General features: G+C 69.2%; 12 protein-coding genes. 9 read left to right on the forward strand and 3 right to left on the reverse strand.

Annotation, left to right across the window (positions count from 1 at the left end):
* Positions 1–63 precede the first annotated feature (63 nt).
* Both rph and rdgB read left to right on the forward strand, forming a co-directional pair.
* The gene (gene rph, locus DWQ67_RS03375) at positions 64–807 is read left to right on the forward strand and encodes a ribonuclease PH (RefSeq protein WP_407645780.1); all 744 of its coding nucleotides are present in this window, start codon (positions 64–66) and stop codon (positions 805–807) included.
* Positions 804–1,433 (forward strand): RdgB/HAM1 family non-canonical purine NTP pyrophosphatase, encoded by a 630-nt coding sequence (rdgB, locus tag DWQ67_RS03380; RefSeq protein WP_233555880.1) that lies wholly within the window; start codon positions 804–806, stop codon positions 1,431–1,433. The genes rph and rdgB overlap by 4 nt, the downstream gene beginning before the upstream one ends.
* A gap of 575 nt (positions 1,434–2,008) precedes the next feature.
* Here the strand turns inward: rdgB and DWQ67_RS03385 are convergent.
* Positions 2,009–2,740 carry a VTT domain-containing protein gene (locus DWQ67_RS03385; protein WP_121484147.1) on the reverse strand — a complete coding sequence of 244 codons (732 nt, stop codon included), beginning with the start codon at positions 2,738–2,740 and terminating at the stop codon, positions 2,009–2,011.
* A 45-nt stretch (positions 2,741–2,785) separates the two neighbouring features.
* Here DWQ67_RS03385 and DWQ67_RS03390 point away from each other — a divergent pair, with 45 nt between their 5' ends.
* Positions 2,786–3,787, forward strand: coding sequence for an exonuclease domain-containing protein (locus tag DWQ67_RS03390; RefSeq protein ID WP_121484148.1), 1,002 nt, complete (start codon positions 2,786–2,788; stop codon positions 3,785–3,787).
* 23 nt (positions 3,788–3,810) lie between these two features.
* Here DWQ67_RS03390 and DWQ67_RS03395 read toward each other — a convergent pair whose 3' ends face one another.
* Positions 3,811–4,791: a hypothetical protein gene (locus tag DWQ67_RS03395; RefSeq protein ID WP_121484149.1), complete on the reverse strand. Its 981-nt coding sequence runs from the start codon at positions 4,789–4,791 to the stop codon at positions 3,811–3,813.
* Positions 4,792–4,903: 112 nt separating this feature from the next.
* Here DWQ67_RS03395 and DWQ67_RS03400 point away from each other — a divergent pair, with 112 nt between their 5' ends.
* The 4 genes from DWQ67_RS03400 (at position 4,904) to DWQ67_RS03415 (ending at position 11,717) form a co-directional block, all read left to right on the forward strand.
* Entirely contained in the window at positions 4,904–6,079 is a 1,176-nt protein-coding gene (locus DWQ67_RS03400; RefSeq protein ID WP_121484150.1) for a metallophosphoesterase family protein, read from the forward strand.
* The gene (locus tag DWQ67_RS03405; RefSeq protein WP_121484151.1) at positions 6,076–9,279 is read left to right on the forward strand and encodes an AAA family ATPase; all 3,204 of its coding nucleotides are present in this window, start codon (positions 6,076–6,078) and stop codon (positions 9,277–9,279) included. Before DWQ67_RS03400 ends, DWQ67_RS03405 begins: the two co-directional genes overlap by 4 nt.
* A gap of 100 nt (positions 9,280–9,379) precedes the next feature.
* A complete protein-coding gene (locus tag DWQ67_RS03410; RefSeq protein ID WP_147433602.1) occupies positions 9,380–10,738 on the forward strand; it encodes an MFS transporter in 1,359 nt (452 codons plus the stop codon).
* Between the two features lie 25 nt (positions 10,739–10,763).
* Entirely contained in the window at positions 10,764–11,717 is a 954-nt protein-coding gene (locus DWQ67_RS03415; protein WP_121484153.1) for a beta-ketoacyl-ACP synthase III, read from the forward strand.
* 10 nt (positions 11,718–11,727) lie between these two features.
* On the opposite strand, the gene DWQ67_RS03420 is transcribed toward DWQ67_RS03415, so the two are convergent.
* Positions 11,728–11,937 carry a hypothetical protein gene (locus tag DWQ67_RS03420; protein ID WP_121484154.1) on the reverse strand — a complete coding sequence of 70 codons (210 nt, stop codon included), beginning with the start codon at positions 11,935–11,937 and terminating at the stop codon, positions 11,728–11,730.
* A gap of 89 nt (positions 11,938–12,026) precedes the next feature.
* On the opposite strand from DWQ67_RS03420, the gene DWQ67_RS03425 reads away from it, so the two are divergent.
* On the forward strand, positions 12,027–13,379 hold the full coding sequence (locus DWQ67_RS03425) for a M20/M25/M40 family metallo-hydrolase (protein WP_121484155.1): 1,353 nt from the start codon (positions 12,027–12,029) through the stop codon (positions 13,377–13,379).
* 25 nt (positions 13,380–13,404) lie between these two features.
* Complete coding sequence (locus tag DWQ67_RS03430) at positions 13,405–14,859, forward strand: MFS transporter (protein ID WP_121484156.1); 1,455 nt, start codon at positions 13,405–13,407, stop codon at positions 14,857–14,859.
* Positions 14,860–14,879: the final 20 nt, after the last annotated feature.

The raw sequence follows: 14,879 nt of genomic DNA on the forward strand, positions 1-14,879 counted from the left end.
GCGAACGCCGTTCGGGAGTCGTCCTGAGGGCTGAGGCCCGGTGTCCCCATTACGATGGAAGGCATGAGCACTCCCATCTTGCGCGCCGACGGGCGCACCCCTGAACAGCTGCGTCCCATCACCATCACCCGTGGGTGGACCACGCAGGCCGAGGGCTCGGCCCTGATCGAGTTCGGCAACACCCGCGTGCTGTGCACGGCCTCCTTCACCGAGGGCGTGCCGCGCTGGCTTAAGGGAGAGGGCAAGGGCTGGGTCACCGCCGAGTACGCCATGCTTCCGCGCGCCACCAACACCCGCAATCAGCGCGAGGCCGTGAAGGGCAAGATCGGCGGCCGCACGCACGAGATCTCCCGGCTGATCGGTCGCAGCCTGCGCTCCATCATCGACACCAAGGCTTTGGGCGAGAACACGATTGTGTTGGACTGCGACGTGCTCCAGGCGGACGGCGGCACCCGCACAGCGGCCATCACCGGCGCGTTTGTGGCGCTGGCGGATGCCGTGACGTGGGCTCGCGGCGAGAAGCTGGTGCGCAAGGATGCCAAGGTCCTGACGGACACGGTCTCCGCGATCTCCGTCGGCATCATTGACGGCGTCCCCATGCTGGATCTTCCCTACGTGGAAGACGTGCGTGCGGAGACCGATATGAACGTGGTCGTCACCGGGGCCGGCGCCTTTGTTGAGGTGCAGGGAACCGCCGAGGGAGCACCGTTTGTGCGCTCCGAGCTGGATCAGCTTCTGGACCTGGCGCTGGCGGGCAACCTGGAACTGGCCACCATCCAGCGCTCTGCCTTGGGCTGGGACGCGTGAGTCAGCCGCTACTGGTCCTGGCCACGCACAATCAGGGCAAGCTCTCGGAACTGCGGGCGCTGCTGGACGGCGCTGTGCCGGGTTTGGACGTGAACACGCAGGTCGTGGACGCGGGGGCCGTTGGCGCCCCCGATGTGCGCGAGACCGGCGTGACGTTCCAGGAGAACGCGCTGCTCAAGGCTCGCGAGGTCGCCGAGCACACCGGGCTCATCGCGGTGGCGGACGATTCGGGTTTGGCCGTTGATGTGTTGGGCGGTGCCCCGGGATTCCTCTCAGCACGTTGGGCAGGCAAGCACGGCGACGATCAGGCCAATCTGGACCTGCTCCTGGCGCAACTGGGGGATATCGAAGACCCCGAGCACCGCCGCGCCGGATTCGTCTGCGCCGCCGCCGTGGCTGTGCCCGGCGGCGAGGACCGCGTGCACATGGGCGAGCTGAGCGGTACGTTGCTGCGCGAGCCCCGCGGTGCCGGCGGCTTTGGCTACGACCCGATCCTGCTGCCGGAGGGGGAGACGCGGTCCTGCGCGGAACTCACCGCCGCGGAGAAGAACGCGATCAGCCACCGCGGCAAGGCCTTCCGAGCGTTGATCCCGGACCTGGTTCGCCTGCTCGCGGAGCGCGTCTAGCTTTTCATGGGGGCGGCCCTGTGCGAAGCGGGCTTATCGACGCGGAGCGGCCTTGTGGCCTGCTTGGGAGCGATAGGCCCGCTTGGTCCGGCCGCCTGCTCGACGGCGCCCGGTCGCCTTGGCCTCGCTGGCCGCCCGTCGCTCGACTGTGGGCGTGGGGACGCCTCGGTCACCGTGGAGGTGACCGAGGCGTCGTCGTGCGTAGGGTTCCCGATCGAAGCGGGCTTATCGACGTGAAGCGGCCTTGAACCCTGCTTGGGAGCAATAAGCCTGCTTGGTTTTTGGCGGGTCCGGGGCGGGAGCGGGCTTATCGACGTGAAGCGGCCTTGAAGCCTGCTTGGGAGCGATAGGCCTGCTTGACCCGGCGGTGTGCCCGACGACGCCCGGTCGCCTTGGCCGCGCGACGTCGCCCGTCGCTCGACTGTGGGCGTGGGGACGCCTCGGTCACCGTGGAGGTGACCGAGGCGTCGTCGTGCGTGGGTTCTCGATCGAAGCGGGCTTATCGACGTGGAGCGGCCTTGTGGCCTGCTTGGGAGCGATAGGCCTGCCGGGCCGACCCACGCGAGAGCCGGAGCTTAGCCCTGGGCCAGCTTCTTGTTCTTCTTGGACTCCGAACGGGCCTTGATGACCTCGATGATGATCGGCAGCACGGAGACAAGGACGATGGCCAGGAAGATGATGTCGATGTTCTTGCCGACCCATTCGAACTGGCCCAACCACACGCCGAGCAGCGTCACGCCGCCGCCCCAGAGCACGGCGCCGATGACGTTGTAAAGGAAGTACTTGGCCTTGTTCATGCCGGCCACGCCGATGATCACGGGGACAAAGGTGCGCACGATCGGCACAAAACGCGCCAGGATCAGGGCCTTGCCGCCGTGGCGCTCAAAGAAGACGTGCGCCTTCTCCACATGTTCGCGCTTGAAGATCTTGGAATCGGGCTTGTTGAAGATGGCAGGCCCGGCCTTGGAACCGATCAGATAGCCGCACTGATTGCCAATGATTGCCGCGACAACAATAATCAGGATTGCCGCCCACAGGTTGAAGTGAATCACCCCGGTGGCCATCAGCATTCCGGCCGTGAACAGCATGGAATCGCCCGGCAGGAAAAAGCCCACCAGCAACCCGGTTTCGGCGAAGATGATGCCCGCGATCAGCAGGATCACCCACGGGCCAAGCGCGGGATTATCGAGAAAGACAGCAGGGTTGAGCCAATCCGGGAGGAATGCAGCACCCACAGGAAGGGCAGTGACCCAGGAGGAAAAGGCTTCGATCGAGCCGGCGAACGTGGTCGTCAGAGAGGGAAGCATGAGGCCATTCTACTGGTGTCAGACCGGCGTTGTAGGATCGGACTCGTGGCGGTTGACTTTACGGCGATAGATTTTGAGACCGCCAATGGCTTCAGGGGATCACCGTGTTCCGTGGGTCTCATTAAAGTTCGCGATGGTTCCGTGGTAGACCGCGATTATTGGCTCATGCGGCCCCCGGAGGGCTTTGACCACTTCGATGCTCGCAATGTGCAAATTCATGGGATACACCCAGACGAGGTCAGCGGCGAGCCGCGTTTTGCGCAGAGCTATCCGCGCCTGCGTGACTTTGTTGGCAACGACGTCCTGGTGGCCCACAACGCGGCCTTTGACCTGGGCGTGATCCGCGCGGGATTGCAGGCCTCCGGTGTGGGCGGCGGCGGGATTGACTACGCGTGCACGGTGAAGATGGCCCGGCGCACCTACGACCTGGCCTCCTACTCTCTGCCCTTTGCCGCGGCGGCCGCCGGCTTTGAGCTCACCACACACCACAACGCCCTCGCCGATGCGGAGGCGTGCGCCCACATCGCGATCGACGCCGCGCGACGGGCGGAGAAGGCCTCCGTCCCGGAACTGGTCTCTCACCTCGGGCTTGGCCTGGGGCACCTGCCCGCCTTTGCGCCCGGGGACCCGGAGTGCAAGGAGCTCGTGGACGCGCGCGGCTGGCGGGCGGCCGGGCACGTTCTTCCGCAGCAGCCGGGCGCACCGTGGCCCTCAGAGGGAGTGAATCTGGACCCCAATCCGGCGGCGGACCCGGCCAATCCATTGCACGGCGAGGTCATCGTCTTCACCGGCGACCTGGGCATTCCGCGTCCCGAGGCCAAGCAGCGTGCCGCCTCGGTGGGTGGCCGCACAGCGGACAGGGTCACCCGCGCCACCAGCGTGTTGGTGGTCGGGGACGGCTTTGTGCCAGAGGACCTGACCAGCGGCCGGCTCACACGCAAGGCGCGCCACGTCATGGCCCTGCGCGAACAGGGACGCCGCGTGGAAATCGTCTCAGAGGCGGAGTTCCTCCAGATGGTGGGCGGCAGCTGGCCAGCAGGCCGCTGACGGGCAGTTGCGCTGCGACAGCTCTAGCGCACCGCGTCCAGGTAGCGCTGGGCCATCTCCGTGACGGCCTGGTCCTCCCGCAACGAGTGAGCGGGCAGATGCGCCGCGCCGATGAGCGCGCCAACCAGGGCGCCGGCGTAGATGGCCGCACCCTCGTCCGCGTTGGCGGTCAGCCGGGTGACAGCCTCCCAAGCCCGCTCCGGGTGGAGTTCGCTTCCTCCGTCCAGGTCTCCCAGGACGGTGCCCACGGATTCCAGCGCGCGGCGCAATGCTGTGCGTGAACCGGATTCCGGCTCGCAGTCGCGGCCAAGAATGGCAGAGAGCGCGCCGCGAACGGCCCAGACGCCCTGGTGCACGGAGTACATGACGGAGGCGGCGTCCGCAGCCGCGTCATGTGCTGAGGGGGAGCCGTGTGAGAAGGCCGCCGCGGAGCTGGCGAGGCGGCGCACATCGGCCTCTTCGGCATACTCCAACAGGCCAAGCGCGGCGGCGCGGGCCAGGACGCCGGGGCCGTCGGTGGAGGCCAGCTCGGGAACGGTGGCCGCCCGCCGATTCCACGGGCGCCGCGGCTGGCTCATTTCCGGGGACTGCAGCCCGGCCAGGTTCTGGGGGTCCCCACCCGTTGCGCCGTCCAAGGAACCGATCGCGGCACTGATCCAGCGTGTGGGAGGCTCCGGGGCGCCGTCGGGCACCTGGCCCTGCGCGGCCTTGACCCACCGCAGGGCGCCGAGCCACAGGCACGCGGTGTCGTCCGCGCCCACCCCGGCGCGCGCCCATTCGATGGCGTCCATGAGGCCGTCCAAGATGAAGAGCTGCAGCGCCGATTCGGAGCCGGGTCCTTGCGGGTCCTGCCCGGAGGCCGCCCGCGCCAGCGAGGACGCGATGGCCGTGCCGCGCAGGGCGCCAAGCACGCGCTCGCTCTGCGCCAGCTCGTTCTGATCCACCTGATGCTGCGCCAGTTCAGTCGGGGACGAGGGGGTGGCCTTGGCCTGAGGGTCATTCACGCCCGCCAGCTTAGTCCGGTGTGGCCCGCCGCGCCGCCCCCCGCCGCCCCCGCGTCGACGCCGCACCCATGCCGCCGCGCAGACTGTCGGGGGCTATCACTACGCTGTCCTCATGCGTTTCTTGCACACCTCCGATTGGCACCTTGGCCGCACCTTCCATGGCTCCTCGCTGTTGGCGGAACAGGCTCAGGCCATGGACCGGATCGTTGACGCCGTCGTGGAGCACGGGGTGGACGCGGTCCTGCTGGCCGGGGACGTGTACGACCGCGCGCTGCCCGCCGTGGATGTGGTTCAACTCTTTGACCGCACGCTTGCGCGGATCGTCGCGGCGGGTGCGGCGGTCATCATCACCAGCGGCAATCACGATTCGGCCGTTCGGCTGGGATTCGGCGGGGCGCTGATGGAGGGCGCCGGGGTGCACCTGCGTACGGCGGTCTCCGAGGTGGAGCGGCCCGTGGTGTTCCCCGGGGACGCGGAGGATGTGCTCGTGTACGGCATTCCCTATCTTGAGCCGCGCTTGGTGGCGGAGCAGTTGGGCTTGCAGCCCGGCGCGGGCCACGAGCCCGTGATCAGGGCCGCGGTGGGTGCACTCTCCAAGGACGCGCAACGCCGCGAGAGTGAGCGTGGGCGGCCGCAGAGAACCGTGGTGCTTGCGCACCTGTTTGCGGCGGGCGGCGAGGAGAGTGAGAGCGAGCGTCCGTTGGCCGTTGGCGAGCTGGATCGGGTGCCGGCCACGGTGTTTGGCGGGGTTGATTACGCCGCGCTTGGGCACCTGCATGGGGCCCAGGCTCCGCTGCCCACGGTCCGCTATTCCGGCTCACCGCTGCCGTATTCCTTTTCCGAGGCGGAACAGCAGAAGGTGGGCCTGCTGGTGGACGTGGAACCCGGGGAGCCAGTGGTGATCACGGAGCTGGCTTGGGATCCGCCCCGCGCCCTGCGCCGCCTTCGCGGCAGACTGGAGGAACTCCTGGAGGACCCGAGCCTGGAGGACGCAACCCAGGCCTGGTGCCAGTTCACGCTGACTGATGCAGAACGGCCCGCCCGCCCCATGGAACGTTTGCGCGAGCGTTTCCCCCATGCGCTGGTGCTGCTCTTTGACCCACAGGGCGCCCCACCCAAGGAGCGGCTTGGTTACCGGGACCGGCTGCGCCAGGCGCAGGATCCCACCGAGGTGGCCCTTGGCTTTGTTGATCACGTGCGCGGGCGCGGCGCGGACACGGAGGAAACGGCGTTGCTCACGGAGTTGGTGCACGGCGCCGGCGTGGGCCAGACGGAGGGGCAACGATGAGACTGCATCGGCTTGATTTGACGGCGTTTGGGCCCTTCCCAGGCCGCGAGTCCATCGATTTTGACGCACTCAGCGGAGCCGGTTTGTTTCTGCTGCGCGGCGAGACGGGGTCTGGCAAGACCAGCCTGCTCGACGCCGTGTGCTTTGGTTTGTACGGCAGGTTGCCTGGGGTGCGGGCAGGGTCGGAGAAGCGGATCCGCAGCGACTACGCGCAGCCGGAGGTGGCCCCCGAGGTGGAGGTGGAGTTCTCCGTGCGCGGGCGCCGGCTGCGCGTGACCCGCAGCCCGGAATGGGAACGCCCCAAGAAACGCGGCACCGGTTCCACGCGGGCCATGGCCAAGGCCTTGGTGGCCGAATGGGATGGGCAGGCGTGGAATGCGCTCAGCTCCCGCCTGGATGAGGTGGGCCAGCTGGTGGGTGCGGTCCTCGGTATGGACGTGCACCAGTTCACGCGTGTGGCCATGCTGCCCCAAGGCGAGTTCGCCGCGTTCCTTCGCTCCACCGATGCGGACAGGGAGAAGCTGCTCAAGCGCCTCTTTGACACCGCACTCTTTGACACCACGGTGGAGCAGGCGCAAGCCAGGAAGAAGGAGTTGGCGGAGCAGGTGGGCGCGCGCGGCCAGGCCCGCCAGGCCATGGTGGCGCAGCTGGCCGGGAATGTGGCGGCGCACTTCGGGGAGCACATCCTGGAGGTCGGGCGGGAACCGCTGCGTGAGCAAGCGGGCGCCCAGAGCGAGCCGACGCAGCGGGAAGTACCGGCCGCCCCAGGAGACTCGGCGGGCTCGGTAGATGCTGCAGACGCGGCGGAACGGCCCGGCGATCCGGACTGGTTTGAGCGGCTGGGCCGTCATGCGCAGCATGGTGTTGATCAGGCGGAGGCGCTGCTCCGGGAGCGCAGGGAGCTCTCGACCACCGCGCGGGTCGCCTCGGATGAGGGCGCGCAACGCGTGTCCGACGCCGCGCAGTTGGCTCAATGGCTCAGGCGTCACGAGGCGCTGGAGGCGGGTCGCACGGCCGCTGACGCGGACGAGGCGCGCCTTTCCCTGCACCAGCGCGGCGTGGCCGTGCGTTCGGAACTGGACGCCGCGGCGTCGGGCAAGAAGACCCTGGAACGCGCGGTGGACGGCGGCCACGAACGGCTCGCCAGCCTGAGGGCCGTGCCACTGAACACCCTCACGGCGGAGGGGATCAGCGCGGAGGACTGGAACGCGTATCTGGACCAGTCCGCCGAGGAGGCCGCCGAGCGCGATGCGCCAAGGGTCGGCGCGACCCTGGAATGGATCGCGACCGCTGAGGCGGCCGCTGAGTCCGCCGCGCAGGCCCTCAAGGCCGAGCACCTGGCCGCCAGCGCGCGCAAGCACGCGCAGCAGCGTGCCGCCGCCGCGGACAAGGCTCGGATCGCGGCCCAAGCGGCGCGTGACGCCGTGGCGAAGGCGGAGCAGGGCCTGGCAACTGCGGTGGACGCAGCGGCCAAGGCCCCGGCCCCGCTGCAGGCCCCCGAGTCCTGGGACGCAGAACACGAACGAGCTGTGGCACTGCACGGGGCGGCGGAACGAGCCCAGAAGGCGCAGCACGCCGTGGGGAAGGCCGAGGAGGCAGCCGCCGGTGCCGCCGCGGCGCTGGGTGAGGCCGAGCGTGAGCTGGATCGGGTCCGCGAGGCTCGTTCCGGCGCGCTCGTGGCGGTGCTTGCCGCGGAACTCGTGGACGCTCAGCCGTGTCCTGTCTGTGGTTCGCCGGATCACCCGGAGCCCGCCACCACGCAGGAGAGCCTGCCGGTGCAGTTGGCGGAGCAGACGCTCAAGGCAGCCGAGGTCGCACTGGCCGGGGCGAGGGAGCAGCGGGAGGCGCGCCTCACCGCGGTCTCGGCCGCCCAAGCCGCCCACGCGGAGGCCAGCGCCGCCGCGCAGGGTTTCACCCCAGAGACCGCGCAGGCGCAGAGTCAGGCCGTGGCCGCACGCCGCGCGGAGTCCGCGGCGCAGCAACAGGCGCATCGGGCCGCCACCCTCCACGCGGAGGAGGCCCAGAAACTGCACGCGGCCGCAACCGCGGCGGCGCAGGCCAAGGATGAGGCCCTCCTCGGCCTCGAAGCGGAGCTGGAGCAAGCTCAAGCGGCCGTGTCTGAGGCCGAGCAGCTGGCGCAAGAGGCCGCTGCCGGGCATCAGGACCTCCCGAGTAGGCGCGCCGCCATCGGCACCTGGCTCACGGCGTTGGGTGCTGCCCGCGAGGCATGGAGCCTTGTTGCCTCCGCCCGGGTCCAAGCCGCCACGGCCGCTCAGCGCGCGCAGGAGGCACTGGAGCGGGCGGGGATGAGTGCGGAGGCCGCGGCCCAGGCGGTGCTGCCGCAGCAGCAGGCGGACGTGGTGGCCGCTCGGGTCCGCGCCGTGGCCGGGGAACGGGCCAAGTTGCAGGAACTGGAGGCCACGGAGCCCCTGAAGCGCGCCAGGCTGGCGGATCAGGGCGGGGTGGTGGTGCCACATGACGAAGCGCTGGCCGACCTCGCCGCCGCCGCCGTGCAGGCGGCCAAGGCCAGCGATGAAGCCGCGACCGCACTGGGGCTGGTGCGCGCGGTGCACCAAGACATTGAGCGTCAAGCCCAGCAGGTGGCGCGCCTTGACCTGGAGGTGGGGCCGCTGCTGCGCAAGAGTCAGACCGCCGCTGCCATCGCGGATGTGCTGGCGGGGAACGGCGAGAATCAGCTGAACATGTCATTGCCCACGTACGTTCTGGCCGCGCGGCTGGAATCCGTTGCCGAGGCCGCGACGCACCGCCTGGACGCCATGAGTGATGGCCGCTACCGACTGGTACACGTGGACGCCAAGAGCGGAAACCGCAAGTCCGGGCTGGGGCTGGCTGTGGAGGACTCCTGGACCGGCGTGCAGCGCGCCCCCCAGACGCTGTCCGGCGGGGAGAGCTTCATGGCCTCCCTTGCGCTGGCGCTTGGCCTGGCGGATGTGGTGCAAGAGGAGTCTGGGGGAGTGGACGTGGAGACTCTCTTTGTTGACGAGGGCTTTGGCACGCTGGACCCGGAAACGTTGGAGCTGGTGCTGGATGGCCTGGATCAGCTGCGCCGTGGAGGGCGCCTGGTGGGGGTGGTCTCCCACGTCGCCGAGCTGGGCTCTCGCATCCCAGCGCAGGTGCGTGTGAGCAAGACCCGGCAGGGATCCACAGCGCAGGTGGTGGGTGTGGGAGAGAGCGACTAGACTGGTTTGGTCTACCAAGGGTTCGGCACGACGGGAGGCAGGGACGTCGTGCGCAGGCTTCGCCGTACCTTCACGGACAAGCCAGTCCCGGAGGTCATCCGTGAACCCCAAGACTTCGTCTTCTAGTAACGCCCAAAAGCAGGACACCAGCCCGGCGCCCACCGGCCTCAAGGCCATGGCGGCCGTGGTCGGCCCCGCGTACTTCCCGGTCTCCGCACTCGCCCGCCTGCCGCTGTCCATGCTGGTCATCGGCGCGCTCACCTACATCGTCTCCTCCGCGGCTGACTTCACCACCGCGGGCGCCGTCGCGGCGCTGGCCGGCATTGGCGTGGCCGTTGGCGCGCCGCTCTCCGGAGCCGCCTCTGATCGCTGGGGGCAGCGCGTCACCCTACTCACCTCCACGGTGCTGTACTCCGCGGGACTGCTCTGGCTTCTTGTGGCCGGCGCGCCGCGTGAGGGCGGCTTGACCCTGGACTTCCAGCTCATGGCTGCGGCCCTGGTGGCCGGTGTGGTGGTCCCGCAGGCCGGGCCCATGACCCGCGTGCGTTGGATCATTCGGCTTGCCGGTCCCGGCGGAGACCTGAAGACGCTGGACGCCGCTCAGGGCTACGAGTCCACGGTGGATGAGATGAGCTTTGTGCTGGGTCCAGCGGCGGTGGGCATCATCGCCGCGGCCTTTGGGCCCGCCGTGCCACTGTGGGTGGCGCTGGCCCTCACGATCGTGTTTGTGCCATGGTTTGCCCTGCATTCGCGCTCCGCGCTTGCCGCTCCAGTGCGCCGCGCCAAGGCCGGTCCTGCAGCAGAGGCCGGTCCTGCCGCAGAGGCCGGGGCGGACTCCGCGCCGTCAGATCACGCCAAGCAGGCCGCCGCCGCCCGCGCTGCCGGGGTGCCGTGGGCTCTCATCGGCGTGCTCTTGCTTGGCATGCTCAGCATCGGCTCCATCTTTGGCTCGCTGGCCACCGTGGCCACCGTGTTCGCGGACGAGACCGGCCACCCCGGCAGCGGCGGCCTCATCTACGCGACGCTCGGGCTCACCTCAGGCGCCGCGGCACTGAGCGTCTCCCGTTGGCCCCAACGCTGGAGCCCGGCGCGTCGCTGGGTGGCGTGTGCCATCGTTTTGGTGCCCATGCTCTGCCTGCTCTGGCTGGCGGCCGTGCCGTGGCACTTTGCCGTGGTGCTGCTGCTGGTTGGTGCCCCGATTGGCCCGGTGCTGGTGACCATCTTCAGCGCCGCCGGCGCGCGCACACCCTCCCACCGTTTGGGCTTTGTCATGACGCTCCTGAGCGCCGGCATCACCCTGGGCACCTCGATCGGCAACTGGGCTGGCGGAATGGTGGCCGACGCCGGTGGGCACCGTGACGCGCTCTGGGTTACCTTTGCGTCCGGTATCGCCCTGCTGCTCTTCGGCATCCTTTATGCCATTGCGAGCATGAAGAAAGCGTCACGACAGGGTAACTAAGCCGCTCATTGCTAAGCTGGGATGCATGAAAATTGATGCGCCTCGCGGCTCTGCCATGCTGGGGCTTGGACACTTCCAGCCGGAAAAGGTCCTGACCAATCGCGACATTGAAGAACTCGTAGACACCAACGATGAGTGGATCCAGTCCCGCACTGGAATCCGCGAGCGTCACATCGCTGGGGAGGGCGAGGACACCACGACGATGGCCGTGGCCGCCGCCCGCATGGCCCTAGCGGATGCGGGCCTCAGTGACGTGGACCTGGTGATCGTGGCCAGCACCACCTCGGAGGCCCGCAGCCCCAACGGCGCGGCCCGCGTGAGCAGCGAGCTGGGCTTCACCGGCCCCGCCGTGATTGACATCAATACCGCATGCTCCGGCTTCGAGTACGCGTTGGCGCTCGCTGATCAGTCCATCAGCGCAGGTGTCGCGGAGACGGCCCTGGTGATCGGCTCCGAGACCCTCTCTCGGATCACGGACTGGACGGATAGGGCCACCTGCGTGCTGACCGCGGACGGCGCCGGCGCGGTGGTGCTAGGAGCCAGCGCGGTGAAGCACGTCTCCCCGGTGGTGTGGGGCTCCGTCCCCGAACTGGCTGATGCAGTGGTGGTCAAGGGCGAGCCGCCCATTTTCTCGCAGAATGGCCGCAGCGTGATGCGGTGGGCGCTGACCAGCTCGGTGAAGGACGCGGAACGCGTCCTGGAGCGGGCCGGCGTGAGCATGGACCAGATTGACGTGCTGGCCTTCCACCAGGCCAATCTGCGCATCATCGAGCCGCTGGCCAAGGGCCTGGGAGCCACAGATCGCCACATCGTGCTCACGGACGTGGAGGTCTCCGGAAACACCTCCGCGGCCTCCGTTCCCATGGCCCTGTCCAAGGCCTGGCACGCCGGGGAGCTGCCGCGCGGCGCCAAGGCCCTGCTCTTTGGCTTTGGCGGCGGCTTCACCTACGCCGGCCAGGTGGTGGATCTGCCCGCCTAGGCTGGGCGGGCTAGAGGGACTCGCCGCGTAGCGGCATCGCGGTGGAGGCCACGGTGTACCAAGAGGTCAGCACGGGGTGCCCATCAATGTCCGCCGGGTCTGGGCCATGATGTGGCGGGTCCCCTGACTCCAGCCGGGAAATGGAGCGTTTGCGCTCGCGCAATTCCTGCATGGCCGCATAGGCGTTGGGCTGAAAGACCTGCATCAGCATGTCAAACATGAAGCGCTCCTGCCCTCGTTCGCCGCGCACTGGCCCGTCTCAGACGGTGAGAGCAGACTACGCGCCCCGCCCCTGCCTAGACTGTGAGCGTGACTCAGCCACTCGACGTCGAGCAGCTCTCCGAGCGTGCCGCCCGCATCCTCTCCGCCCTGGTCCGCATTCCCACCGTGTCCCGCCCGGAGGGCAGGCAGCAGGATGATCAGGCCTTTGGTCAACACGTGCGCGCCATCGAGGAGAACTTCCCGCTGCTGACCGCCGCCTGCGAGCGTCTCACCGTGGGCTCCCACGGGCAGCTGTGGCGCTGGCCGGGCGCGGACTCGGCACGGGCCATGGTTCTCATGGCACATCAGGACGTGGTGCCGGCGGTGGAATCTGACGGTTGGAGCGCGGACCCCTTCTCCGGGCGGATCGCGGACGGGCGGGTGCACGGGCGCGGCACCTTGGATGACAAGGGCGACCTGGTGTGCACGCTCTTGGGCGCAGAGACGCTGCTGGAGCAGGGCTGGGAGCCCGCCACCGATGTGTGGTTCATGCTCGGGGATAACGAGGAGACGGCCGGCGGCAGCGCTCAGCAGGCGGTGGACGTGTTGCGCCAGCGCGGTGTGCGCCCGGAGGTGGTGTTGGATGAGGGCGGCGCCGTCGCTACGGACGTTTTCCCTGGCGTCACGGATGCGCTCGCGCTCGTGGGACTGGGGGAGAAGGGGCTGCTCTCTGTGCGTTTGGTGGCTTCCTCCGGCGGCGGGCACGCCTCCGCCCCGCCGCGGATGGGGGCGGTGGAGCGCATTGCGCGGGCCGTGGAGCGCCTGCGCAAGCACCCGTTCCCCGCCAACTTTCACCCTGTGACCCAGCAACTGCTGCGCACGCTGAGCCAGAAGGCCAGCGGCGCGGTCTCGCCCGCGTTGCGTGCCGCCGCTGCCGCAGGGCCCGCGGGGGCCGCGCTCTTGGCCCAGATGGGTGGGGAGGCCGCCGCGCTGGTGCGCACCACCGTCGCGGCGACCGAGCTCAGCGGCGCGGACGGGCACAACGTGCTGGCCGCTAGGGCCTCCGTGGTGCTCAACCTGCGCCTGTCCCCGGGCACCTCTGTGGGGGCGGCCCTCGCCCGGCTGCGTCGCGTGGTCCGGGACCGGCAGATTGAGTGGGAAACGTTGGAGGCCAACGAACCCAGCCCGGTCTCGCCGGCTGATGGGGCTCCGTTGGAGGCGCTGCGCGCCGCCTTGGCCCAATCTCATCCCGGGGTGGAGGTGGCGCCGTACGTGGTGTTGGCCGCGACCGATGCGCGCCGCTTCCATGCCATCGCCGAGCATGTGTACCGCTTTGCCCCGTTGCGCATGGGCGGCCGGGAGCGGGGCAGCATCCACGGCACCGATGAGTCCGTGGCCGTGGCGGACTTGGGCCCGGGCGTCGTCTTTTACCGGTCGTTTTTGGGTTCGCATGGGTCATAGCGGCCCCAGCGGCTAGATTTCCGCTATGACCCGCACCACCTTGCCCCCCGCCGTGCCCTGGAAGCTGGTCTCCGGCGTGGTCGGCGCCCTGGTCCTCGTGGAGCTCACCTCCGGTGTCCTTCAGGGGTTTTACACTCCGCTCCTGACGGAGATTGCCCGCGCGCTTGGCATCAACGACGCGGACGTCACGTGGCTGGAAGCGGTGCAGCTTGGCGTCTCTGCGTTGGCCGTCCCCCTGTTGGCCGGCGCCGGGGATCGCTGGGGGCATCGCAAGGTCCTGATCCTCTCCACCGCCATCACTGCGGCGGCGAGCTGGGGGCTGCTGTTTACCGATCATGTGGGCGTGTTTTTTGTGGCGTGGGCGCTGCAGGGCCTCTATGCCGTCTGGCTTCCGGTGGAGATTGCGTTGGTCCACGCCCGCGCCCGTCGCGTGGGGCAGCCGGGCCTGGTGACGCGGCGCGCCGCCGGCATCTTGGTGGGGGCGCTGGAAATTGGTGTGATTGGCGGGGCGCTGGCGGGCGGTGCACTGGGGGACGCGCTCCCGCTTCCGGTGGCGCTCGCGATCCCGGCGGTCGTGACCACGTTGTGCCTCTTTGCCGTCATCTTTTTGATCAAGGCGCCGGTGGCGCAGGTGGGGGACAAAGCGCTCGACGCCGCTGGGCCGGCTCCCCGACGCGATCTCGCCGGGGCGGGGCTGCTGGCTGTGTCCCTTGCGGCGATCATGGGTGGGCTCTCGGTGTTGCGCGTGTTGGGCATGGGTGCCTGGCAGCCGTGGGCCTTCGTGGCGCTGGGCCTGGTACTGATGATCGCCTTCGTTCGGGTGGAGTTGCGTGCGCAGGACCCGGTGATGGATATGCGGATCATGGCGGATCGGCGCCAGTGGCCCATCCAGGCCACGGCGTTTTTCTTTGGCATGTCCGTGCTGGGCGCGCAGGCGCCCCTGTCCACCTTCAGCCGGACGGACCCGTCGGTGGCCGGGCATGGGTTGGGGCTCAGTTCCGCTCAGGCCTCTTATGTGATTGGTGCGTATGTGCTGAGCCTGGCCATCGGCGCTCTGTGCCTCTCACCCCTGACCAAGCGCCTCCCGTTGAGGGACGCCCTGATCCTTGGCTGCGCGCTCAACGCGGTGGGGTATGCCCTCTTCCTGCCCAACCACGACGCGCTTGCGGCGGTGATAGCGAACATGGTGATCGCGGGTCTTGGCTCCGGGCTCCTGGTCGCTGCGCTCCCGCCGGCCGCAGCTGCCGCGGCCCCGGAGCACCGCACCGGGATGGCAACCGGTGCCACCAATGCGGTGAAGACGTTGGGTGGCGCCGTGGCCAGCGCGGCGTTTGGCGTGATGCTGGCGCATGGCGGGGCGCTGGCTGGGGGCGCCGCGCCGTTGAGTGGCTACCTCATGGTCTGGGGTTTCTGTGCGGGCACGGCCCTCCTGGGGGTGCTGCTGCTCAGCGCCGTCCCACGCCACTCGCTGCAGGACTAGCTCCAGGCGTGGGGGCGCGG

The sequence above is a fragment of the Galactobacter caseinivorans genome, from assembly GCF_003640665.1.
Classification (GTDB): domain Bacteria; phylum Actinomycetota; class Actinomycetes; order Actinomycetales; family Micrococcaceae; genus Galactobacter; species Galactobacter caseinivorans.

What these genes read in the sequence shown, in the direction of transcription:
- rph (WP_407645780.1), top strand. Translation starts at nt 64, where the DNA reads ATGAGCACTCCCATCTTGCGCGCCGACGGGCGCACCCCTGAACAGCTG.
- DWQ67_RS03385 (WP_121484147.1), bottom strand. Translation starts at nt 2,740, where the DNA reads ATGCTTCCCTCTCTGACGACCACGTTCGCCGGCTCGATCGAAGCCTTT.
- DWQ67_RS03400 (WP_121484150.1), top strand. Translation starts at nt 4,904, where the DNA reads ATGCGTTTCTTGCACACCTCCGATTGGCACCTTGGCCGCACCTTCCAT.
- DWQ67_RS03405 (WP_121484151.1), top strand. Translation starts at nt 6,076, where the DNA reads ATGAGACTGCATCGGCTTGATTTGACGGCGTTTGGGCCCTTCCCAGGC.
- DWQ67_RS03415 (WP_121484153.1), top strand. Translation starts at nt 10,764, where the DNA reads ATGAAAATTGATGCGCCTCGCGGCTCTGCCATGCTGGGGCTTGGACAC.
- DWQ67_RS03420 (WP_121484154.1), bottom strand. Translation starts at nt 11,937, where the DNA reads ATGTTTGACATGCTGATGCAGGTCTTTCAGCCCAACGCCTATGCGGCC.
- DWQ67_RS03430 (WP_121484156.1), top strand. Translation starts at nt 13,405, where the DNA reads ATGACCCGCACCACCTTGCCCCCCGCCGTGCCCTGGAAGCTGGTCTCC.